Raw genomic sequence first — 24,298 nt, 5'->3', positions numbered from 1 at the left:
GGAGCCTCAGCCACCATGATTGGAGAGGGAATGAAAATACTGTTGTTTCGGGATCCTCAGCCATCATGATTGGAGAGGGATGAAAATATGGCTGTTTCGGGAGCCTCAGCCACCATGATTGGAGAGGGAATGAAAATACTGTTGTTTCGGGAGCCTCAGCCACCATGATTGGAGAGGGAATGAAAATACTGTTGTTTCGGGATCCTCAGCCATCATGATTGGAGAGGGATGAAAATATGGCTGTTTCGGGAGCCTCAGCCACCATGATTGGAGAGGGATGAAAATATGGCTGTTTCGAGAACCTCAGCCACCATGATTAGAGGTGTAATGAAAATACTGTTGTTTCGGGAGCCTCAGCCACCATGATTGGAGAGGGATGAAAATATTGCTGTTTCGAGAGCCTCAGCCCCACCTTCGAGAGAATGGCTCATTCTTCGTTCTAATTGAGCTTCTGCCACCAAGATTGTAGGGGAAAGTAATAATTAATAATAGTCATAGCAATATCTATATTAAACAGATATCTGAGTCACTAGAAACAATGATACAAGTGGCTGAGGTTCTCGAAGCCACACCCTTGAGGCTCCCGAAGCCACCATGAATGCCACACTATCCTTATCAACCTAAGGATAATTTTATCGCTTAAAACCTAGCTTTCATCGAATTAACTTTCACAACTAAAAATTTGGTTTCATATTGAATGAAAATGTCCCTATTGATGAAAAAACATGTATTATACGTATTACTGTGCTTATTAAGTATAGTAAATCTGCAAGCTCAAAATTCCTTGCAACAATTGAAAGTGGAATATCAATCCCAACCTATTGGTTTGGATGAGCAACATCCCCGATTTTCTTGGCAAATGCAGTCCAAAGATAAATCTAGAGGAAATCAACAACAGGCATATCGGATTGTTGTTCGTGATGCCAAAAACCAAGTGGTGTGGGATAGTAAAAAAGTAAATTCCTCCTTGTCTTTAGGAATCAATTACGATGGTTTGGCTTTACAAGCCTCCCAAAAATACCAATGGGCCGTTCAGGTTTGGGATCAACAAAATAAAATTACTTCGGCTTCTTCCTGGTTCGAAACAGGATTATTAAATACAAGCGCACAAGCTTGGAACGGTGCTGAGTGGATAGGCGAAAATGACCTGCCGCTCTATTCACATTATTTATCCATGTACAAAATCCAATTTGGTATACAGTTGGATGAAGCATCTAAATCCACCAAAGCATCTTTTGTTTTTGGAGCCAATGACCCTCGTTTGCAAAACAAAAACTTAAACATCATGGATGTGGCTAGTGGCCCAAATGCTTCTTACATTCAATTGGAATTGGATATCAATCGTGTTGCGGAGTCTGATTCAGGATTAGCCCTCTTAAATATTTATCGCGTAGGTTACGACAAAAAGGATAGTCCATCCAAGGTTTTCGCTAGTTTTAAAATAGCTAAATCGCTCATTTCACCTGCAAACAAATATCAGAAACACACTATTTTTGCTCAGTGTAATTTTGGCGTTTTTGATTTTTATTTAGACCAAGTTGACCCCGCGCACAAAATAAACGGTGCACCTGCTGGAGCTGCCGCTGCACCCAGAGGAGGCCAATCAGGACTTAACTTGAATCCAGTTGGAAGAGGAAATAACTTTATCAGTTTCCCAATGTTATCCGAAATTGGTTTTCAGGTTCCAGCCAATCAAAAAGCCCTATTTTCAGGGGTATTGATTAAAAACTACCGCTTCCCAAGTAATACCTTATTTGATGCCGCTGAAAACCCAAGCCTATTTACGCAAGGGGCTATTCAGTGGGATGGAAAACAATTCCAAATTACAGCTTCTTCTGGAAATGTATTGGTTTGTGCCAATCCAAGCAGATTTGCTGCTCCTATGTTACGCACGCAATTTGCTAGTGAGCCAAATAAAACCATCAAACAAGCACGTATTTATTCAACTGCTCGGGGTATTTATGAATTATACCTCAATGGTGAGCGAGTAGGAAAAGACTTTTTCAATCCGGGTTTGACGCAATACAATAAAACACATTTGTACCAAACTTTTGACGTAACGAAACAGATTAAATCAGGAGAAAATGCTTGGGGTGCTTGGTTAAGTGAAGGTTGGTGGAGTGGTAATATTACCTTCAGTGGTGATAGTTGGAACTTCTTTGGAGATCGCCAGTCGCTATTGGCTAAATTAGTGATTCAATACACCGATGGTACGGAGCAAATCATTACCACGAATCCAGAGAAATGGACATATAACAGTGATGGTCCAATTCGTTACGGAAGTTTCTTCCAAGGTGAAGTCTATGATGCACGTAAGGAAGCCGCTATTGCGGGTTGGTCTACTGCATCATTTCAAGCTAAAGGTTGGAAACCAGCCGCCAAAATTCCTTTAGAGGGAACGGCCTATGTAGGCGATGTGCCTAATTCCTTAAACTATGCTGGCATGCATTTGGTGGGTCAATTGGATGATGCCGTTCAAGTAAGAAAAGTGATGCAAGCGAAGTCCATGCATGAGCCAAGAAAAGGCGTATTTGTCTACGATATGGGTCAAAATATGGTGGGTTTTCCTAAAATATTCATTCCTAATGGAAAAGCGGGTCAAACCATTACTTTGCGTTTTGCCGAGGTGCTTTACCCAGATTTAGCGGAATATGCTTCACAAAAAGGGATGATTATGTTGGAAAACATCCGTGCAGCATTGGCACAAGATGTTTATATCTTAAAAGGTGGGGATGAATACATTCAGCCTCGATTTACTTTTCACGGGTATCGATATCTAGAAATTACAGGTTTGGATCAAGCACCTGCATTAAGCCAAGTGGCTGGTCTAGTGCTTTCTTCCATTCAAGATATTGGTTCCTACTATGAAAGCTCTGATCCTTTGGTGAATAAATTGTGGAATAATATCACGTGGTCCATGCGAGGAAACTTCCTCTCTATTCCAACTGATACCCCAGCTAGAAATGAAAGAATGGGTTGGAGTGGGGATATCAATGTGTTTTCCAAAACGGCCACATATATGGCTCCAGTGAATAATTTCATGCGCCGTCATTTATTGGCAATGCGTGATGTGCAACGGGCAGATGGCCGCTTTACCGACGTTGCTCCTATGGGCGGAGGCTTTGGTGGAACTTTATGGGGGAGTGCGGGTATCATTATTCCTTGGGAGACGTACCAACAATACGGAGATAAGAATATGTTAATCGAACATTACGATGCCATGAAACGCTATGTTGCATTTTTGGAAACGAAAGTTGATCCAGCCAATGGCATTGTCAATGAAGGACCACTAGGAGATTGGTTGAGTCCAGAAAACAACAAAAATGACAATACCCTATTCTGGATGACTTATCAAGCATATAACTTGAAAATCATGTCGCAAGTGGCAGGTATTTTAGGAAATAAGTCGGATGAAAGCGCTTATCTGGCTCAATACGAAAACAAGAAGAAAGTAATCAATAGCGTGTACATCGACCCCAATACCCACAGAACGGTGAAATCGGGAGTAAGAGCAGCCCGCATGGGCCCTCCAGGTGCGGCACCGGCAGCACCTGCCACGCCACCTGTTTCCGACAAGGGACAATTGATGGATACGCAGGCTTCTTATGCCATTCCTTTGGCATTGGGAGTGATTGATGATAACAACAAACCGTTCATCGTGAAGCATTTGGTGGAGACAGTTCAAAGATCCAACAAAGACGATGAAGGAGTGGCGCGCCCTCCGTATTCCTTAATGACCGGATTTATTGGAACGGCTTCTATCGCCGATGCACTATCTAATAATAATCAGCATGATGTGGCTTATGGATTATTAACGCAGAAAACCTATCCTTCATGGTTGTATTCGGTGGCTAATGGCGCCACGACCATTTGGGAAAGATTAAACTCTTATACCATTGAAAATGGATTTGGTGGAAATAATAGCATGAACTCTTTCAATCACTATTCTTTTGGGGCGATTGCGGCATGGATGTACCAAACTTCCTTAGGGATTCAACGCGATGTAGCTTCACCAGGATTTAAGCATTTCCAATTGCAGCCAACACCGGATTTATCGGGTAAAATCAATTTTGCCAAAGGCTATGTGGAAACTATGTATGGAAAAGTGAGTAGTGAATGGAAAAAGGAAGGGAATGTGATGAGCTATAAATTCACAGTTCCTGCCAATACTACAGCACATCTGAAGCTTCCGGCTAGTTCGGCGAAGGTGACAGAAGGTGGTCAAGATGTTACCAAATCCAAAGGAATTTCAGGCATTAAGCAAGAAGGAAATTTCTTGGAAATGGAATTAAACTCAGGTGTATATGAGTTCAAAGTCAGTCCGCTTAAGTAAAAATACCCCGCCATTAATCAGTCAAGGGCGATTCGCAAGGATCGCCTTTTTTTTAGGGGAAAAGGAGGAGAGGGAAGGATAAAATCAAAATGATTGATAATTTCACGACAGATATACATTCAGATATGACACAAATACAAGTTACAGCCCACATACAAGCAAGCATTCAGCAAGTATGGGATTGTTGGACCCAAGCCGAGCATGTGAAGCATTGGAATTTTGCCAGTGATGATTGGCATTGTCCAGAGGCTCACAATACCTTGGAAGAGGGAAAGGAATTTCATTATATGATGGCTGCTAAAGATGGTTCATTCAGCTTTGACTTTTGGGGCACATTTACTCAAATTGATCCCTTGAAAAACCTAGAAATTACCTTAGGAGATGGGCGCCGAGTAAGCGTACAGTTTATTACAGAGGGAGAAAGTGTAAGGGTCAAAGAGTCTTTTGAGCCGGAAAACCAAAATCCTGAAGAGATGCAACAGATGGGTTGGCAAATGATTTTGGATAATTTCAAAAAGTACGTGGAACAGCTATCTGCATAAAACAAGAAAGGCAACCTTAGAGGTTGCCTTTTCTATGAGTCAAAGGATTTGACTAGAATAATTTCTCTTGTGGAGGTTTTGCCCCTGCCAAACGGATATACACGGTAGTTTGGCCTCTGTGGTGTGCTTGATGCTCTAGGCATTTCGCGATGGCCGCTTCTTTGGTCATGTCGAATCTTCCGAACATTTTCACCGATTCAGCCATTTGAGCGGCAGTCATTTTTTTAACCGAATTGATGACAAAATCGTAGCCATCCATGACCAATTTGGTCACATTAGCTTTTGATTTGTCAGTTGCTTTTTCCGAAGCGCCCATGGCAATAGGACTTTTTTCCCCAGATGCAGCCGATGCGAAGCTGTAATTGGCATCGGTTAGGTGCAACATTTGTTCGGCGAAAGAACGCATTTCAGGAGTGGGTTTTAGGGCATAACCTGATTCAGGCATAGCATCTAGGTATTCTTTGGTATAAGCTTTAGATCTTTCCCAATCTTTGACCATAGCATCAACAGACGATTGAGCCACAGCCATTTGGCATAGGCCTAATACAAATAAGAGCGATAAGAATAAACGAGAACGTTTCATGATTTTTTTAGGTTGGTTGAATCGTCAATTTTCCAATAATTAGTCAAATTTCAAAGGAATTGGGGGAATATTGTGGATGATAATTCTCTACTTACTAGCTTTTGGTGATAGTGTTTTTCTATAACACACATTCAAAAATTCCAATAACTTTTAATTCACTTAATTCGTCAGGTTCAATTATGAGGTCATTATATGCTGAATCATATGAAAGAGGTTTTAAAATAATAGCCTCATGACTCCATTGGTCATCAATTGTTGTCTTTTTACTTCTATATTCTTTAATAGTATAACGAGAGCCAAAGTCAGGATCTTGAATATTAGAATGTTCTACTAAAACTATTTGTCCATTTCTTGAACCACCAGAGTACTTTCTAAATAGACAAATAGAACCGTTAGGAATAACCTTGTTCATTGATTCTCCTGTTACGGTACATGCAAATAAATCCTGAGATGGTTTATATCTAGATGGTATTTCCACCCAATCGCAATCAGATACTGTTTGTAATTCACTAAAGTTTCCAGCCGCTACTTTTAAATCATAAATTGGAACGGAATTCACATAAGGTAATACCTCCGGTTTTGGAATTATTAAATCATGTTTCTCTGTCTTGAAATTTGTAATATGTTTTGAAAAGTATTCTCTCAAATTTTTATCACATACATATACATAGGTACCTTTTATACCTCTTAGCATCACTGTTTTGTAAATATTTATTATAAAGGCTTTTAAGTCTTTTATATCAGAGATACCAACACTGCCATTTCTATCAAAATAATTTTCCTTTACAATGACAATCTCATCTTTTGTCTTGTCATATGTAATTTCATTTCCGAAAATTACTCCTGCATAATTTAGATCATAGGCTTGTGTTGTGTGAATACAACCCACTTCATTAATTGCATTTGGGGAATTTATCCAATCGTCTGCTACTCTATTCCATTGTAATTCTTCCCCTTCAATTTTTATGTCGTATAAAGACTTGTCATTTTTAGAAATCCATGGCCACGAAAATCCTGCAATCAACCGAGATAGCCCATTCTCTGATTCCCTTAGTTTAATTTGTGATACCAAATCCGCAATGGTGTCGAAAAGAACAAACTCATATTCTTTGGAATTGAATATTTCAGATTGAGCAGGGATAGAACAATTCAAAATGTTGTCTATATATTGTACATAATCATTACCTCCTTTTACTCTAAATTGGGATTTTAGGGATTCAACTTTTGTATCCTTTTTAAGCTTAATTAAATCAAAATCTTCCTTTTTTACATCGGAAGGTTTTATAGATTGATTTTCATCATAGAACAATATGGATTTACTAGATTGTAAAAGAATCCAATCAAGCTCGCTGCAGGTATATCTGTCAAGATTTAACTTTTCACAAACAATATCAAAAGCTCCGAAATATGCACCCAAATTAACGCGTCTTCTTAGACGATGAGATTCATCTACGACAACAATGTCATATTTTTCCTTTGCAATTTCTGCAGGCCCAATAACCATATTTGAGTTTAAGCCTTTGATATTTTTAAATACTTTTTTAAGAGTATTTCGAAATGAAGACATTGGCACTACTAATGCCATTTTAGGGCTAGGGTATTTGTTTTTTAAATTTTTGATTAGATCTACAAATTCGGACTCATCTTCACCGAATTCTTTGAAATTAAAATCAACATTATTAGTATTCAGTAATTTGAATAAAAATATCGCTAGTATCGTTTTACCTGTCCCAGCTCCGCCTTCTACAATGAAATTCTTATATCCATCATTTAGTAGATTATTTAATATGACTAACAATCCACTTCTTTGCTCAGAAGTTAAAGTTTTGTATGGAGAGTATTTAAATAAGTCAGAGTTGTCAATGTAATCAATGGAATGCTTTGAAACGCCTTCTGCTCTTAATTTGTCCCAGATTGATTTAAAAATATCCCAATAAACTTCTTTCTTTTGATAATAATTATGATTTGCTAAGCCAACATTTCCATTGATTAACTTATATTGACCATCACCAGAAATGTATTTAATAAGATTAGATTCAATATCAAGGGTTGCCGATTTATTGAATTTTTCACTAGTAATCAGATGAACAGAGGAAAGTTTATTTTTGGCATTGCTTTTCAAGTGGCTGTTCATTCGAGCGTATGTATCAGTTGTCTCACCTACATATGCTTCTTTTATTACCCCATCACTTAGGATATAAACAATTGGCCAAAGATCTTTAGCATAATGAAGATTTTGAAACTCATTAAACAAGTTTGAATTGAAATCATATCGCTTTACTTCAAAAACGTTATTCATACTCATAACTCGGTATATTTTTTAGCAGAACCTTTTGCTTTTTCCACTGGATATTTTTTCCCATTTGTTTTGATTTTGTCTAAAACAATTTCCTTAACATCGAAACCATATTTTTCAGCAAGTAAAAAGGCAAATGAAAAAATATCAGCTAATTCTTCTTTTACTTTATCAGTATTTGCATCTTCTGCTTTCTTCCAAAGAAATAACTCTAAAAGTTCAGACGATTCTATGGTAATTGCTAGGGCTAAATCTTTAGGATTATGAAATTGCTCCCAATCTCTTTCATTTCTGAACTTCAAAAGTGCTTGTATAATTTCTTCGCTTTCTTTCATTACAATTTATGTTTATGCATTGACAAGGTAAATTTATATTCACTATTTCCTCTACAATAGTTTGACAAATTATACCATGGCTAATGTTAATCTTTTAAACAGATTAGAGTCCTAGTATTTTTTGAAGATAGAAAATTGAGAGGATAAATCGAAGTTCCTTGTTTAGTTTAAATTAGATATGTGTATTTGAGAATTATCGAAGTTTAACGAACAGTCTTATCTTAGAGCAATCCCCCTTAATTTGCATGTGCTATCCTACTTTTGATATCCAATACTAAATTTATGAATTAAACAAATCAATTTTGTGCCTCAACCCATTACCCACATGAAAAGGAATGAGCCCTACATGTTGCAACCTACCAATGATCACACCTGTTGGCGTTCTGAATTTATTGGCAAAGGCATATATCATATCTTCATCCAATGGAGCTGCATCAATAATTTGTTGTAGTTCATTTTCTGCCAATAAAAGTTTAGCAGCAAAGGCATTGGCTTCCTCTTCCTTATCTTGTTCCATTTCTGTTCCTGCCACATTCTCTAAGAAAATATCCTTTTTGCCATGTAAAATAATGTGTGCTGCTTCGTGGAAAAAGGTAAACCAAAAATGGTCGTCGGTTTTAAACCTATCCGCCATTTGAATGATGGGTTTGTTGTGAAACCAGCGTGAAGCTCCACTGATGGGAGCTTTAGGTAAATTTTCAGTAAACACTAGCGCCACGCCACAGGTAGCACACATATTTTGTAATGTTTGTGTAAAATCTTCAGGCATCAAAAAAGCTAACTCTTTCATTTCGGTCATTGCTTCTTTGAATTTCTTTTTATCAAACTCGGCTATGTCTAATTCCTTGGCTTGTAATTCACCTTGGCGTAACCAGGCTGAAATAGCATGAGGACTTTGGGTGTGTGCTAATGATATTTTGAAAGCAACAGAAACCTGTTTATCTAAATAAATCCGCTTCCATTCCTCAGCTGATGCGACACTAAAAAATTTCAAAAGCTTGTCCACCACCAGATGCTTCTCTTTCGTGTTGGGTAACCATCCCAATTTTCGCATTTCATCGATTGGAAATGCATCCAGCCAATCAATTTCTTTTTCTAGTTCTTCTCTTTGTTGTAATTCGTATAGTTCTTGTCGGTAGGTATTTTCTCTGGTAAGCCAAAAACTAGCCGCTATGCCCAGCACTTTTTCCAATTGAAAGGCTGTGGAATTAGAAATGGGCTCTCTTCCTTTGATGACATCATTGATTTTTTCCTTGGGTCTTCCCATTCTTTCGGCCAGTTCAGCTTGGCTCATGCCTATGAAATCAATATGTTCCTGAATCGTATCACCAGGAGGGGAAAGTAATGATTTGGCTATTTCGAGTGCTGTTGCCATGTTAATTCTTTTCTTATTTGTTTTAGTGGTAGTCCTCAATTTCCATAATCCGAATTTTGGTAACCTTTTCCCAGTCTAAACCTCCTCCCTCTTTTTTCGGGATGGGTTCATGATTTGGCTCAAATATCAATCGGTAATTAGTAGAAACACTCACGGCTAATTCTCCTTTTCGGTCTCCCGCCAGCTCGTGGCATCTAGCAGCAGGCAGGGTTCGCATCATTGCTAAATTTTCCGCAGCGCTGAGGTCTTTAAGCCTTTGATTGATTGTGCGAGCCAACAGCCCAAAGGATTTTGACATCTCTCGTGGGTCGGTTAATTGCTTTTCAAGTTTTCTGCTTTTGTAATTGATCTCCACCGCAAATATAAAAATTATTAACGAAAAAGGTTAATGATAAATATTTATTATTTTTTAACTTCTTTGGAAAATTAGGTCGACAAAAATGGTAGTTCTCCCATTATGTGCAATTAAAAATAAACCCCTAGCTACTCAAATTTTACAACATCTTAAAGCATACCTATCCATTTTCCCACCGAAACCCTTACATTTGACAAAATCCAAACCCATGAAAAAGCTGCAGCTCATGTTGGGGATATCCATCCTAGGAATCTTGCTGGGGTTTGCCTCTTGGCAAAATCGGATGCGGGTGGATTGGCCAGCGTATCATGGGGGTAATCATCGCAATCATTTTTCTCCTTTAAAACAAATCAATACCTCCAATGTAAATCAATTATCCCTAGCTTGGGATTACGATGCGGGCGGGGCGGATACCCTTACCAATGGGACCCAAATGCAATGCAATCCCATCATCATCAATGGGATTTTATACGGTGTTTCTGCCAATACCCAGGCTTTTGCGCTGGATGCTAAATCAGGCGTGGAACTTTGGAAAACCAACATCAAGATTAAAACCAACAGCACCACCAGTCGAGGCCTAAGCTATTGGTCCAGCGGCAAAAAATCACGCATCTTTTTTGGTTATGGAGCCTATTTATTCGCCTTAGATGCCAAAACGGGCAAAGTCATTCCTAGCTTTGGTCAAGAGGGTAAAGTCAATTTATTGCCCGGTATCCAACGAGAAGGCTCAGATGAATATGTCTCCTTAAATACACCTGTGACCATTTTTAAGAATATCCTAATCGTGGGTACTCGAGTTTCTGAATCCGCTACAGCTCTGCTGGGCGATATCCGGGGCTATGATGCCATTTCTGGAAAATTATTGTGGACTTTTCAAACCATTCCCAGACCGGGGCAATTTGGATATGATTCTTGGGAGAAATACAATTATAAAAACCTTGGTGGCGCTAATAGCTGGATGGGGATGGCATTGGATGAAAAACGAGGCATTGTTTATGCGCCTACAGGTTCCGCGGCCTTTGATTTTTATGGGGGAAATAGAAAGGGCGACAATCTATTTGCCAATTGCCTGCTGGCTTTGGATGCTACCACTGGAAAAAGGCTTTGGCATTTTCAGACGGTACACCACGACATATGGGATCGGGATATTCCTGCGCCTCCCAATTTGTTTAGCATCAACATTCACGGAGAAAAGAAAGATGTTGTTTCTGTCCTAAGCAAGCAAGGCTTTATGTTTGTGTTTGATCGGGTCACTGGTAAGCCTATTTTCTCTATTGTGGAAACTCCTTTTCCTGCTTCCGATGTTCTTGGTGAATTGGCTTCTAAAACGCAACCTATCCCCACTTGGCCAGAGCCATTTACGCGACAAAGTTTTTTCGAAAAGGACATTAATCCTGAGGTGTCTAATCCAGAGGTGATTAAAAAGGAATTCTCCATGTCAAAAGCTGGCCATGCGTATATACCAGTAGGTAAGGAAAGAACCATCTTTTTTCCAGGAACTGATGGGGGTGCACAATGGGGTGGAGCAGCTGTAGACGAGCACCAAGTAATGTACATTCCTGCCAAAGAAAATCCGGTGTATACGTCTTTGATTCCCAATTCCAAAAGTCTAAAAATGACCACCGCCAGTGTGGTGTATGAGCAACATTGCATGAGCTGTCATGGACCCAATAGACAAGGGAGTGAAGATGGATCAGTGCCTTCTTTGTTGCAGGTCCAAAAGAAATATAAGCTCAAAAGCTTTTTGGAATTATTGAATCAAGGAAGAGGAAGAATGCCTTCCTTGCAGCATATTAGTCAGGAACAAAAAGAGGCGATTTGGTCTTTTCTCCAAGGAGAAAATGTGGCCGTAAAAGGCTCTAGTAATTTGTCTATTTCCGATTATTTGATGACGGGCTATAACCGTTGGTTTGATTCAAATGGGTATCCGGTAAGTCGTCCACCTTGGGGAACCCTGACCGCTATCAATATGCATTCAGGAAAAAGGCTGTGGCAAGTGCCTTTAGGGGAATATCCAGAGCTGATGGCCCAAGGAATCCCAAGAACAGGGACGGATAATTATGGTGGCCCCGCCGTAACTGCCGGTGGCTTGGTATTTATTGCGGCTACTAAAGATGAGTATTTTAGGGCATTTGATCGGGCAACAGGGGAAGAATTATGGCGTTATAAATTACCTGCGGCAGGTTATGCTTCGCCCTCCGTGTATGCAGTAGATGGGAAAGAATTTGTGGTCATAGCCTGTGGAGGTGGCAAGTTGAAAACCAAGTCGGGTGACCACTACCTCGCTTTTTCCTTAAATTAAGTTTCATGCAAATTCAAGAAATTCCTATCCAACAGGTATTATTGATTCGTCAACAGGTCATGTGGCCAGATAAAGACTTGGATTTTGTCAAAGTTCCAGGCGATGATGTGGCGATTCATTTAGGGCTAATCGATGATGGTCAATTGAAGTCCGTTATTTCGCTTTTTCAGGAGAATCAATCCATGCAATTCCGGAAATTTGCCACGCTAGAATCGGAACAAGGCAAAGGCTACGGTTCTAATTTATTGAAGCATGTTTTTGAACAATGTAACCAATCTGATATCCAGCTAATTTGGTGCCACGCGCGAGTTTCCAAAGCCAAATTTTATGAGAAATTTGGTATGAAAAAAGTAGGTGAAGCATTCCTGAAAAATGGCATCGAATATGTGAAAATGGAGAAAAGTATGTCTTAAATTTCTTCCAAATTTACCGCCTTTTTTTGAGTTGATTTTCGAACAAAAACACGCCATTTTTATTGGAAATAATGATGTCTGGTTTCTTGTCTTTATTGACATCCATCACTGTAATATTTAATCCTGCTCCAGAATCCTGATCAATCAAATGCTCTTTCCAAAATGAACTAGTATCTTTTTCATTGAAATCAAAATAGAATAACATAGCTGGGTCACTATCTCCAGCATCCCTACCGTGGTGGGCTAAAAAGCGTTTACCCGTAATGTATTCTTTTTTGCCATCTCCATTTAAATCGGCCATAATTGATGCATGGGTTTGGGCCGTCCGTGTACTCATCAAGTGAGTTTTAAAGCTAATCTCTCCATGTTGGTTCACTTGCTCATGCCACCAAACTCCCAAAGCATGTGCCGATGCGCTAACTACGTCGTTTTTGCCATCTCCATTGACATCCATCACTTGCATGTGCGAGCAGACTTCTCCTAGATTGGTCGGATGAAAAGTCCAATCTCCTGATTTTACATCTTTTTTACCCTCAAACCAGCCTTCGCGAATGACCACATCAGGAATTCCATCCATGTTGATATCTCCCATGCCTATCCCATGCGAGAAACTTTCTGTTCCCGGTACTTTTTCTTGACTTAAAGCATGCCTTTGCCATTCAGTTTCCCCTTTTTGAGTGGGCGCTTGAAGCCAAACAATTTGTTTTTTGTCTTTATCTCCACATAAAATATCCAATCGACCATCTTGATCCACATCAATAAAACCCGGAGATTCATTGCTGATACCCATTCCTTGGGCAATGATGTGTTTGGTCCACTGCTCGCTTTTATTTTTGGGATTTTCAAACCAAAATCCAGCTTTACCTGGGAAATCAATAATCACGACATCATTCCAACCGTCTAAATTGACATCCAAACACAGGTTTAGAAAGGATTCAGAATACTCTTTTCTAGGATCAAAAGTTCTGGATGGAGCCATTTCATGTTTTACCCAATAAGGAGCTTCAAACCAATAATATCCCGCAATAATGTCTATTTTCCCATCTTTATTTAAGTCGCCAGCGGCTACTCCCTCCGAAATAAAATCTCCCGTTATTTTTGTTTTTTTAAAGTCGGACGGTGGCTGCGACTGAAAGGCCAGCATGAAAAAGAGTAGGAGTAATTCCAATCCTAAAATGGGGCTATATTTTTTCATTTGAGGGCTATTTTTGGCTTAATATTTTATCCAATAACATACTCACTTCATGGTTCTCATGGGAATGCCCCAATTTGGATTGTAAATCCTTCAAAGAAGCAATGGCCTCATCTGATTTCAAGGCAGCTACGCGCTGAATGGTGTAGTTTAAAAACTTGGGCATTTTAGACTTTACACCCAACTGAATAGCGCGCTTGACATCCAAAGTAGCCAATGGTTCGGCTGCATACCAAAGCATTAATGGCAAATTATGGTCTGCTTGATCTTCTGTTTTTTGAACTAAAGCATCCAATACATTCCAACGCTGTGCAGGATCTAAACGCAATAAGGCAGATACTAAATACAGTCGGACTTGTGCCGACTTATCCGTACGAGCCATGGACTCAAATTGACGCAAAATATCAGCGGAAACCTGTTTCTTTTCGGCGACCAATTGTATCGCCCAGCTTCGAACATTTTCATCTGGATTAGTCAATAATTGGGCGACATCTTTTTCTGTTAAACCTTGAGTAACATGTAATGTCCATAAAGCTCTCAGTTTTCGGGTCACATCGGGGTTTTTATCAATGATGTTTCTCAAGGCAGCATGAACTTGAGGATTGGGCCCTCTTTCTTGTAAAATAGTTCTCGCCTGTCTAACATACCATTCATTGGCATGCAGTTGGTAATTCACTAAATCCATGTCGGTCGCTTTATGTAAATCCACTTGAACCCATTTATCGTTTTCATGTGTGATTTTAAAGATTCTTCCCATGGTTTTATCATGAACGTCCGGGTTAGAGCTATGACATTGGTTTTTATCGTACCAATCGATGGCAAAAACGGAACCACTTGGGTCATATTTAAAATTGAGCCATTGCGACCATGAGTCGTTCATGACAATGAAGTCTTTTTTATGTGAGGCATTGTAGCCTGAACCTTGCCTATTGAGCTGATCTACATTCAATCGAGAGCCATTGATGTTGTTCATGAAGATGTTATTTCGGAATTCTTTAGGCCACGTATTTCCTCCTAAATATATCATAGCACCGGCATGTGCATGGCCACCCCCAGCGGATGCAGAGCGGAAATTACCTGCATGTGGACCTCTGTCGCCTACGTAATGCCGATGGTCAGCAATGGTTTTTATGTCTTCGTAAGTGTATGGATTAAAATGTTTTCCGGCTTGCCGCTCGTATCGTGCTCCTTGTATGATGTGAAACATGTGGGGAATCACACAAACGGTAATGAAAGGATGTCCATAGTCATTGAAGTCGATTCCCCAAGGATTGCTCGTTCCTTCTGCAAATACCTCAAACTGATGACTGATAGGATGGAATCTCCAGACGCCAGCATTAATTTTAGTTCGCTGCTGATCCGAGGCACCCGGTTTTCCTACATTGGAATGAGTAAATACTCCATGATTACCATACAGCCAACCATCGGGTCCCCAACGTAAACTATTTAAAACTTCGTGTGTGTCTTGTACTCCCCAGCCATCCAACAGTTTTTGGACAGGTCCCGTGGCTTTATCCGTCTGAAAATCCGTTGGAATAAATAGTAAATAAGGTGCTGCCCCTAGCCAAACTCCTCCCATGCCCACTTCAATGCCACTGACCAAATTCAGACCTTCCATGAAGACTTTTCTTTTATCCAAGGTTCCATTTCCATCGGTATCTTCAAAAATCAGAATGCGATCTTTTCCCTGTCCTTCGGGTGCAGGAACGGGATAGGTATGTCCTTCTACCACCCATAATCTTCCTTTGGCATCAATGGTAAAACTGATAGGACGAACTATGTCGGGTTCTGCGGCAGCTAAATTAATTTTGAATCCTTTGGGCAAGGTCATGGCTTCCGCCGCTTTTACACCAGACAAGCCAGCATTCAGCACAGGATCTAATGGGGGCAATACAATGATGTCTTTTTGGTGTAATTCATTCGGGTAATTAGGCCGAGTTGCGTGGAATTGAAAGTTGTCAAAATTGATATGAGCCAATTTATCATGCGCCACGTAAGGAATGGGTGTGATACCCGTTTCATTGTCGATGATGCGGATGAAGATTTCTTGTTGCAAATAAGGTTTAAGGTTCGCAACTACGGGTTGTAAAGTGGCACGCCCTTGTCCAGTAGAACGGAAAATGACTTTTTTGCTTTTAGCTGATACTAGTTCTACGCGAGTATCTTGTAACGCTCCTCCAGAAACCCAAAAACTAGCAAAAGGCTGTGTAATTTTAAAGGGTACAGAGGTTAAAGTACCCGTTAAGGCATAGTTTTTTGTGCCACCGCTCGAGATGAAATGAGTTCCTTCTGGACCAATTTTCATGGTCTTATCATGTACAGGAGAGGGGTCTTGATTAAAAATGGGATTTGCAAAGGCTTCTCCTTCCGCTTTCCAATCGTCCAGATTTCCTGTTTCAAAATTTAAGTTTAATGGTTTCCCGTTTTTGGAAGGACGAATACCTTTTACTATTTCAGCGCTAATTGTCCCTTCTACAATTTCAAATTTCCCCACCATGCCAGCCGCTCGGTGACCTGGTATGGAACAGAAATAGGTATCGTTTGACTGAGCAATAAATACAAGGCTGGTGCTGGATCCTTTATCTAAAATAGTAGAACTCTTGATACCCAGTTTTTCCATGGAAATATCATGAGTCATTTGTTCACCATTGACAATGGTAATTCTTACCTTTTTACCTTTATTGGCTTTTAAGGTAGGATTTCGCGTACCATCTTTGGAGAAATAGCCTAACATAGTGGCTTCTAAAGTATAGTCAAAGTCGACTTTTGAAGTATCTTGTTGTATAGTAATTGAGCTTATTGCCCAAGTGGGAATCACAAGAAAAAGACTTAAGATTAGACCTAAAAAATAGCTAACAGATTTGTTCATAGATGTATAGAAATTGTTTTAAGGTAATTCTTGAATACTAATATCTTTTACGGCCACTTGAGCCTTTCCTCCACCATGAATTTGTATCCCAATCAAACCAGATTGAGGAATGGAGGCATCCATTTCAGTATAATCCACACTCATGTGACCGTTAATGTATAATCGGATACGATGGTCGATTGCTTTTATTTCATAGTCATTCCAGTCATTGAATTTGATCCAATTCAGCACTTCTTGGTCATTGGGTTTTACAAGTGTTTTATTTCTTCTTGATTCATCATAGAGACTCGCCCAATAATCTTTTCCAAAATCCGCTTGATATCCAATCATTTCATAGGTAGGATTGCTTAGTCGTTTACTGCGAAATTGAACTCCGGAATTAATAAAACCTTGGTCACCCGTCAGTTTTATTTTGAGTTTAAGAATAAAATTGGAATAAACTTTTTGGGTGCAAAGGAAGTCGTTGTGAGGAACGGTGTTTGTTAAAGAACCTCCTACCAACATCCCTTTTTCAATACGCCAAGTATGTAGGGTATCACCTTCCCAGCCTTGGAATGTTTTTCCATCAAATAAGGACACAGTCTTAGGACCTTGTGCGAAACAAATTGGAATACAGATGAACGATAGGAATCCTATCCAGATCAATGATTTCATGGAGGGAAAGGAATCAATTAATCCTTAGACTTTTGTTTTAGTCAGGATGCGTAGATTCGTTTTTTAGGTTTAGCTTAATTTGAATCTCAATATAAGAGAAAAAACCATAGCTTAAACCTAAACAAGCCCAATAATGTACTATTTATTATTGAAAGCGTACAAAATTATCCTTAAAGAATATTGACCACCACGCGTCGATAACCTGTCAATTCCGGTGTTCCATTGTCTTTTCCTTCAATGATGACGTGGTAAGTTTCCCCAGCTTTTGCGGTGTTTGGTATTTTAACCATGGCTTTATTTCCTGAAATTTGGATGTCTGCTGCACCATTTCCTGCTTCTTTGTAAGGCCAAGCACTCAGTGCAACGGCATGTTTATCTGGGTCGATAGCCAGTAAATTCAGAGAGATTTGTTGTCCCGCTTTGGCATAGACTTTCATCCCTTCTCTCACGGTAATTTGAGGAGCGTGGTTAGCGTCTTTAAAGTCCTTGATGCACCAATCGGCCCTAGCAGCGAAATCTTGTTGAAGGGCAATCAGCCAACGAGTTTGGGCATAATTTATATCCAGTTTACCCAATTCTGGATTGAAATCAGCCGCTTCATCATTGTCTTCGAATCGGTAAGGATTATCTTTCGCTTGTGCAAATCGACCACCCCAACCGCCGTAAGAAGGGTTATTTAAATTGTTTAGGCCCACATCCACTAAATGTAAAAATGCAGGAGAATCTCCTTCGGAAATGAAATCATAAGGTACAAAACTACCCCATTGAGCATTTTTAAGTTTATTCGGATCTCCGTGTATATGTTCATCATCGCCCACTTGTTTTTGACCATCACCATAGGCATAATACATTTTCAATAATGGGCCGTGATTTAGGATGATGTTCTTTGACATGTAGAGTCCTTCAAAATAGGGCTGAGCAGCTTTGGGCATGATTCTTTTCCAAGGATAAGCAAAACTTCCAAATTGGTGGGCATTATAAAATACCCGAATTTTTGGCCAATGTAGACCGATGTATTTTTTATAGGTGGCATCTTGGTCCATGACCGTATAGATGATGGCTTTTTTCGATATTTTTTCTTGAATGATGGGCCAATCTTTTTGTTTGGAATAGGCCTCTTCAATAGATTTTAAAGCTCGAGCAATGGTATTGGTTCCTCCCCAAGCCTGTAAAAAAATAGGCTGAGGATCATTGTCTAATAATTTAGCTTTTATCCATTCGGACCCTGGGGTGATTTGTTCCATTTCTCCCTCGAAGTCGATGTTCCCTACTTTCACTAAACTGTTTAAATAGCTAGGACTAGGATAGGTCTTGGAGTTTTGGCTGAGTTTGGGATAAACTTCTCCATAGGCTTTTAATAAATCTTGGATCCAGTTGACACCCGGCCAGCGAAGGTCAGTTTTAGCTCCATACATTTTCTTGGTCATGTCCATTTCTGAAGTAAACAAAGTACCTTTCCCATCCCCTTTATAATGCCACATGGAGCTAGAGTAAATTAAACCTTCCAAATGAAATTCATTCGAATACAAGAGCATCCGTATAAAGGTGTCCACATCATCAATTTCTCCATCTGTGGTAACAATGGTTCTTGGTAAATTTTCTTTGGCAAAAATGGGCGAGGCTAGTCCCATGAAGAGCATAAAAATGAATATTTTTCTCATTTTATGAATGGCGTATTAAAAATGGAAGAAGGTTATATGGCTTTGTTTTATGTGGAAAATGATGGTTCATATTCCACTTAATCAATGTTTGGATTCAAGATAGTGCATTTTTAGTAAATCTGCGCCAAAATCATTCCCTTTCTCTCGCAAAATAGCATGAATGTGGTTTCCATCATTTTGGAATCCAACATTGTCATATTCAATTAAGAAGTCTGGCCCGTTGATGATGTAATAATGCGACTTATTATTTTCTAAACTGCCTACCCAAGCAAAATGAATTTTATCCATTCCTGTCGCAGCAATTTTGTCCATCATTTGATGTGATTTTTCATGTTCAAAATTGTGGACGTATTCTTGTATCAACATTTTCAATACGGCTTTTTGGGCATCCGTAAATTCTTTTACGGCGATGCCATAATAGGTGTCAATGCGCTGTTGGCTATTCGGATTGGTAATGATGTCTTTAGGAACAGCTTGCTGTAGGATTGCTTTCGATTTTTGTGCATCTGAGAGCATATTGATTAGCATAAAACCATAATCTTCTTCTTTGCTTAACACACGTAAACCCGCATATTTAGAGGATTTTACTTCGGAAGGATCTGTGCCAATGAAATAGGGCGACATGCTTATTTTTTTACCATCAGAAGTTAGGCTGAGTGCCATGTGATGGCCACCAAAATTCATTCCCCAAGGAGCATCGCCAGGTTTGCCAAAGATTGAAATGTAGTAATTTCCATGCGCCCAATTTAGTTTTTGCATTTGGGTTAAGAACTCTTTTTTGATTTCACCCTTATCGTATGCTTCTTGATATAAAGTATTCAAAATATCATCCAACTGCATGATGCTGGTGGTTTTTAAATAACCTTGAGAACTTAATAAAGCACTTAACACGCGGTGAAAAGCCAGTCGACTTTTGTCGGACATTGAGCCATATTGAATGCCAGGTCTGGGAACCATCCCTACTGGTAAATTGGTCCATTTTTTGCGTACACTATCTTGAAATGAATAGTTTACTTTTTTCAGTTCATCCTGATTTAGGCTGGCTAAAAAGGCATTGGCAGCCTGATTAATCCTTATGCTATTTTGTGAAAATAGGCTCAATGGTAAAAATAGAGCAATAAATAGGTAGGTTGATCTTGTTTTCATGAGAAGGAATTTTGATAAAAGTATTCATTTTTAATTAAGATACTAATGCAAGACTCCGCATTTTAGCATACTATTTTATTCTATATTTGATTTTTAACACCTAAGAATTTGAAAATGATAACGGAAGATGTATTAACCCTTTTTTGTCGAGATTTAAACCGCTTAAAAAGTGAAATTTCTCAATATACCGATGAGACCAATTTATGGAAAGTAGATGGGGCTATTTCTAACTCAGCAGGTAATTTATGTTTGCATTTGATTGGGAATTTGCAAACCTATTTTGGGTCTGTGTATGGAAATACGGGCTATGATCGAGATCGTGAAAAAGAGTTTTCTGATAAGGATGTACCTAGAGAGCAATTACTTGTGATGATTGATCAAACGGAAGCCATGTTAAAACAAGTATTACCAAGCATTAGCGAGGAACAATTGGAGGAAGATTACCCGATGCCTGTGTTTGATCATGCCATGAAAACAAGGTATTACTTTATTCATTTGACGGTTCATTTGGGCTATCATTTGGGACAAATAAATTACCATCGCCGTTTATTGGACAAATGATGACTCAAATTCGAATTACTCATTTTGAGCCGGAATATCGAGATGCCATTCGAAAATTAAACTACGAGTGGCTGGAAAAGTATTTCCATTTGGAAGACATAGATAGGGAAGTTTTATCGCATCCTGAGGAGGTAATTTTAGCTCCTGGAGGTAAAATTTTTTATGCTTGGTATGAAGATCAAATTGTGGGAACGGTTTCTTTAATGAAGTTGGAAGAAAGCGTTTTTGAGTTAACCAAAATGGCGGTATCGGAAAAATTTCAAGGATTAGGCATTGGTAAACGTTTGATGGAATACAGCTTGGATTTTGCTAAAAATGCAGGGATTAGGCAGATTATTATTTATTCCAATCGACGATTGGAAAGAGCGGTGGATATGTACCGAAAATTTGGTTTTGTGGAAATGGATTTAGGGCCTGTTATTTACCAAAGAGCTGATATCAAAATGTGTTTGAATATGAGCTAATGAGGAATTTTCTCCAAAGCTATTCGTAAACTTATTAGAGTCAACACCAGGGTGATGGGAGTGAAAATGAAGCGTTCCATGGGGTTCAGTGCCTGCGAATTTCCTAAAGTGTTCAAGAAAAATAGGAGAGGAATGAGCCAAATTACATAGTCGGTTAATTTCGCAATTTTGAAGAAAATCCAACGTGCTTTTATGGCAATGATTAGCGCCATGAAGACCAAGATGATGAGGGAAATGGATTCCATTTTGATTAGTTCATCTTGACTTTGCAAGCGGCCGCCCCATACGATATCAGGAGGCACCAAGCCAGCCATGACCAATAATTGAAACAGAATGGCTAAAAAAATGAATCCCAAAAAGATTTGAACAGAAAGCTTAAATGAGATCCATTTTTTCATCAGTATAACATCATTTGATTTTTTGTGCTTTTACTCCTTCAAAACTAAGTTTTACGGGTAAAATATCCCCTTTTTCATCAAAATACATGGGTTCAATGCAAGTCACCCGATGATTTCTATCTGTTTCATCCAAGGGTCTACGGTGGTAAACGATATACCATTGATCTGTATGAGGTACTTGAATGACGGAATGATGCCCAGCACCTGTAGCCACTTGTGGATCTTGTTTTAATATTTTTTCTTTTCTTTCAAATGGTCCAAAAGGACTATCCGCAACGGCATAGGCCACCGAATAATTTGGACCAGTCCAGCCACCTTCACTCCACATGAAATAGTATTTATTATTTCGGATAAACATGATAGGGCCTTCTACATAACCACTCGGAGTGATTTCCTTAAACAGGTTACCATCTTCAAAAGGGATGATGGATTTAAAGTCTGGACTTAAGCGTGCTATGTTGCAATGCTTCCATCCACCATAAATGATGTAGTATTGACCATCTTTATCTTTAAATACAAATTGATCGATAGGCTGGGCACCATGTTGAAATTGACTGATCAATGGCTTACCAATCAAATCTTTAAATGGCCCTTGAGGCTTTTCTGCCACAGCTACCCCAATACCGCCAAGTTCTTGATTACTTTGGATGTCATTGGCTCCAAAAAACAGGTAGTATTTTTTGTCTTTTTGAACAATGGCAGGAGCCCACATGGCTTTTTTCGCCCATTTGATAGCAGATGTATCCACGATTTTAGCATGCTTTTTCCATGTTATTAGATCTTTAGATGAAAAGGCATCGAAGTATACCTGCTTTTGATACACATCTGAGTAGGTAGGGTATATCCAATATTCCTTATTGAAAATGGTGGCTTCGGGATCCGCATACCAACCAGGGAAGAGGGGATTTCCCGAAGTTTTTTGTTGGGCTTGAACCGAGTGGATTAGAATTAAAAAAATCGAATAGTATATTAATTTCATAGAGTTTTTAATAACTTGTCTGGGCAAAGTTAAAATACTCTTTTAATTTACCTAAACTTATCATTCAACTATGTCAAACAACAAAACGTCATTTAGCTTAACAGAAGACTGGACCGTCGTGGTCTTTGGATTTTTAATTATCGCCCTAGCCCTATTCGGAATAAAAATACCAAGTCCCGTTTTTGCTTGGGAAAACTCAGCAGAACTATTGGAAAAAGTAGTAAACGCTGATAATTTATTGAATGTAGGAAAATTGTTTTTGTGGGTTTATGCCAATGCTATTTTAGCTACCAAAGCCTTGGGAAAAGACGTATCAGCCACGATTAAAGGTTTTCCTATCGTCTTTATTTTAACGACTTTGGCACTTATATTAGCGGGTAATTCTTTTCTCAAAAATTGGAATTTAGAAGCGGTTATTTTCAGCTTAACTATTGGTTTAATTATCAGTAATTTTTCTTCTATTCCTGACTGGTTAAGAGATTCATTATCAACGGAATTATTTGTTAAAATAGGATTAGTTTTATTAGGTACCAGCATCATTTTTGGAGATATTTTAAAGGCAGGATCTTTGGGATTGATTCAAGCTCTTTTGGTGGTTGTTTCTGTTTGGTATTTCGCATTTTGGGTCTCTAAAAAATTAGGGATTGACGAGGAAATGGCCATCATGATATCCAGTGCCGTTTCTATTTGTGGTGTTTCAGCAGCCATAGCTACAGCAGGCGCTATCAAAGGAGATTCTAAGAAGCTTTCTTATGTCATTTCCATCGTCCTCATTACTGCCATTCCCATGATTATCTTTATGCCGATCATCGCTAAAGCCCTAGGTTTATCTGAAGCAGTAACGGGTGCATGGTTGGGAGGTACTATTGATACGACGGGTGCAGTTATTGCTTCTGGGTCACTCATTGGAGAGGAGGCATTGAAAATTAGTACGATTGTCAAATTTTCGCAAAATGTTTTGTTAGGTTTAGCAGCATTTGGGATTTCTATCTATTGGACTTATACTAATAATCAGTCGGAAGTAGCCAAAGAATCCAAGCCAACTTTAGGGATCATTTGGGAGCGTTTTCCCAAATTTGTCATCGGTTTTGTAGCGGCATCTTTGTTGTTTTCATTCGTCATTTCTGGTGAAGTTATTTCGGAAGTAAAAGGCGGTTTAAAATCTCTTCAAGGCTTGTGGTTTGCATTAGCATTTACCAGTATTGGTTTAGAGACTAAGTTTGCTGATTTATTTAGTAGCGAAGGAAAAAAACCTTTGTATGCCTTTCTTATTGCACAAGGATTTAATGTGATCGTTACCTTGGGAATTGCATATTTCTTATTTAAATAGACGACTAAGCTCAAGACTTATTGGGCTTATTTTTCTAGGAATTCATAACCTATGAAAACTCTTTTTTGCAGTTTCTTTTTCATGGCAATTGGTTGGACTTCTTTTGGACAACAAGGAAAATCGACGGAATTATTCCAACGAATTGCCCATCTCGATAGTGCCATGTTTCAAGCTTATAATCAGCGAGATATGCTCACATTTAAACAATACTTTACATCTGATTTGGAGTGGTTTCAAGACAATGGAGGCTTACTTCGGTATGAAACGGTGATTGCTAATTTTCAAAATATCTTTAATCGTGATTATGTATTAACTCGAAAATTAGTTCCAGGTACTTTGGAAGTACACCCCATTCAAAACTATGGGGCTATTCATATTGGTCGACATACCTTTTCTCATATCGAAAATGGCAAATTAGAAGTAGGGGAATTCAAGTTTTTGATGATTTGGGAAAATGATCAAGGAAATTGGAAAATATCCAGAGTGGTAAGTTATGATCACTAAACTTTG

At 39.0% G+C, this 24,298-nt stretch carries 20 protein-coding genes; 8 read left to right on the top strand and 12 right to left on the bottom strand.

The window, feature by feature from the left end; all coding sequences use genetic code 11:
• The first annotated feature begins 715 nt into the window (after window positions 1–715).
• Window positions 716–4,333 (top strand): alpha-L-rhamnosidase, encoded by a 3,618-nt coding sequence (locus G9H60_RS07775; RefSeq protein WP_223143488.1) that lies wholly within the window; start codon window positions 716–718, stop codon window positions 4,331–4,333.
• Window positions 4,334–4,422: 89 nt separating this feature from the next.
• Window positions 4,423–4,875, top strand: coding sequence for an SRPBCC domain-containing protein (locus G9H60_RS07770; RefSeq protein WP_262899981.1), 453 nt, complete (start codon window positions 4,423–4,425; stop codon window positions 4,873–4,875).
• Window positions 4,876–4,927: 52 nt separating this feature from the next.
• On the opposite strand, the gene G9H60_RS07765 is transcribed toward G9H60_RS07770, so the two are convergent.
• The 5 genes from G9H60_RS07765 to G9H60_RS07745 all read right to left on the bottom strand — a co-directional run bounded on the left by G9H60_RS07765 (window position 4,928) and on the right by G9H60_RS07745 (window position 9,819).
• On the bottom strand, window positions 4,928–5,458 hold the full coding sequence (locus tag G9H60_RS07765; RefSeq protein WP_223143487.1) for a DinB family protein: 531 nt from the start codon (window positions 5,456–5,458) through the stop codon (window positions 4,928–4,930).
• Between the two features lie 118 nt (window positions 5,459–5,576).
• Window positions 5,577–7,763, bottom strand: coding sequence for a DNA/RNA helicase domain-containing protein (locus tag G9H60_RS07760; protein ID WP_223143486.1), 2,187 nt, complete (start codon window positions 7,761–7,763; stop codon window positions 5,577–5,579).
• A complete protein-coding gene (locus tag G9H60_RS07755) occupies window positions 7,760–8,089 on the bottom strand; it encodes a nucleotide pyrophosphohydrolase (protein ID WP_223143485.1) in 330 nt (109 codons plus the stop codon). Before G9H60_RS07755 ends, G9H60_RS07760 begins: the two co-directional genes overlap by 4 nt.
• A 280-nt stretch (window positions 8,090–8,369) precedes the next feature.
• On the bottom strand, window positions 8,370–9,464 hold the full coding sequence (locus G9H60_RS07750; protein WP_223143484.1) for an ImmA/IrrE family metallo-endopeptidase: 1,095 nt from the start codon (window positions 9,462–9,464) through the stop codon (window positions 8,370–8,372).
• A gap of 22 nt (window positions 9,465–9,486) precedes the next feature.
• Window positions 9,487–9,819: a type II toxin-antitoxin system RelE/ParE family toxin gene (locus tag G9H60_RS07745; RefSeq protein WP_317197228.1), complete on the bottom strand. Its 333-nt coding sequence runs from the start codon at window positions 9,817–9,819 to the stop codon at window positions 9,487–9,489.
• 208 nt (window positions 9,820–10,027) lie between these two features.
• On the opposite strand from G9H60_RS07745, the gene G9H60_RS07740 reads away from it, so the two are divergent.
• Together G9H60_RS07740 and G9H60_RS07735 are read left to right on the top strand one after the other, a co-directional pair.
• On the top strand, window positions 10,028–12,121 hold the full coding sequence (locus tag G9H60_RS07740) for an outer membrane protein assembly factor BamB family protein (RefSeq protein ID WP_223143482.1): 2,094 nt from the start codon (window positions 10,028–10,030) through the stop codon (window positions 12,119–12,121).
• Between the two features lie 5 nt (window positions 12,122–12,126).
• Window positions 12,127–12,534: a GNAT family N-acetyltransferase gene (locus G9H60_RS07735; protein WP_223143481.1), complete on the top strand. Its 408-nt coding sequence runs from the start codon at window positions 12,127–12,129 to the stop codon at window positions 12,532–12,534.
• 13 nt (window positions 12,535–12,547) lie between these two features.
• Here G9H60_RS07735 and G9H60_RS07730 read toward each other — a convergent pair whose 3' ends face one another.
• The 5 genes from G9H60_RS07730 to G9H60_RS07710 form a co-directional block, all read right to left on the bottom strand.
• Window positions 12,548–13,678, bottom strand: coding sequence for an FG-GAP repeat domain-containing protein (locus G9H60_RS07730; protein ID WP_262899987.1), 1,131 nt, complete (start codon window positions 13,676–13,678; stop codon window positions 12,548–12,550).
• Window positions 13,679–13,736: 58 nt separating this feature from the next.
• Window positions 13,737–16,595, bottom strand: a complete 2,859-nt coding sequence (locus G9H60_RS07725; RefSeq protein ID WP_223143479.1) for a PVC-type heme-binding CxxCH protein — start codon at window positions 16,593–16,595, stop codon at window positions 13,737–13,739.
• Between the two features lie 18 nt (window positions 16,596–16,613).
• Window positions 16,614–17,249, bottom strand: a complete 636-nt coding sequence (locus tag G9H60_RS07720) for a 3-keto-disaccharide hydrolase (protein ID WP_223143478.1) — start codon at window positions 17,247–17,249, stop codon at window positions 16,614–16,616.
• A 170-nt stretch (window positions 17,250–17,419) separates the two neighbouring features.
• The gene (locus tag G9H60_RS07715) at window positions 17,420–18,910 is read right to left on the bottom strand and encodes a DUF1593 domain-containing protein (protein WP_223143477.1); all 1,491 of its coding nucleotides are present in this window, start codon (window positions 18,908–18,910) and stop codon (window positions 17,420–17,422) included.
• An 81-nt stretch (window positions 18,911–18,991) separates the two neighbouring features.
• Window positions 18,992–20,056, bottom strand: coding sequence for a DUF3500 domain-containing protein (locus G9H60_RS07710; protein WP_223143476.1), 1,065 nt, complete (start codon window positions 20,054–20,056; stop codon window positions 18,992–18,994).
• Between the two features lie 114 nt (window positions 20,057–20,170).
• Between G9H60_RS07710 and G9H60_RS07705 the strand changes: the two genes are divergently transcribed.
• Both G9H60_RS07705 and G9H60_RS07700 read left to right on the top strand, forming a co-directional pair.
• A complete protein-coding gene (locus G9H60_RS07705; RefSeq protein WP_223143525.1) occupies window positions 20,171–20,617 on the top strand; it encodes a DinB family protein in 447 nt (148 codons plus the stop codon).
• Window positions 20,614–21,081: a GNAT family N-acetyltransferase gene (locus G9H60_RS07700; RefSeq protein ID WP_223143475.1), complete on the top strand. Its 468-nt coding sequence runs from the start codon at window positions 20,614–20,616 to the stop codon at window positions 21,079–21,081. The genes G9H60_RS07705 and G9H60_RS07700 overlap by 4 nt, the downstream gene beginning before the upstream one ends.
• On the opposite strand, the gene G9H60_RS07695 is transcribed toward G9H60_RS07700, so the two are convergent.
• The gene (locus G9H60_RS07695; protein WP_223143474.1) at window positions 21,078–21,479 is read right to left on the bottom strand and encodes a hypothetical protein; all 402 of its coding nucleotides are present in this window, start codon (window positions 21,477–21,479) and stop codon (window positions 21,078–21,080) included. The genes G9H60_RS07700 and G9H60_RS07695 overlap by 4 nt on opposite strands.
• Before the next feature lie 10 nt (window positions 21,480–21,489).
• Window positions 21,490–22,458, bottom strand: a complete 969-nt coding sequence (locus G9H60_RS07690) for a glycoside hydrolase family 43 protein (protein ID WP_223143473.1) — start codon at window positions 22,456–22,458, stop codon at window positions 21,490–21,492.
• Between the two features lie 70 nt (window positions 22,459–22,528).
• Between G9H60_RS07690 and G9H60_RS07685 the strand changes: the two genes are divergently transcribed.
• Window positions 22,529–23,788, top strand: a complete 1,260-nt coding sequence (locus G9H60_RS07685) for a YeiH family protein (protein ID WP_223143472.1) — start codon at window positions 22,529–22,531, stop codon at window positions 23,786–23,788.
• Window positions 23,789–23,839: 51 nt separating this feature from the next.
• Window positions 23,840–24,292: a nuclear transport factor 2 family protein gene (locus G9H60_RS07680; RefSeq protein ID WP_223143471.1), complete on the top strand. Its 453-nt coding sequence runs from the start codon at window positions 23,840–23,842 to the stop codon at window positions 24,290–24,292.
• Window positions 24,293–24,298 lie beyond the last annotated feature (6 nt).

This window comes from Aquirufa aurantiipilula (assembly GCF_019923745.1).
Taxonomy (GTDB): domain Bacteria; phylum Bacteroidota; class Bacteroidia; order Cytophagales; family Spirosomataceae; genus Aquirufa; species Aquirufa aurantiipilula.
The sequence above is the reverse complement of the archived record's forward strand: the minus strand, read 5'-3'. Positions and strand labels throughout refer to the sequence as shown.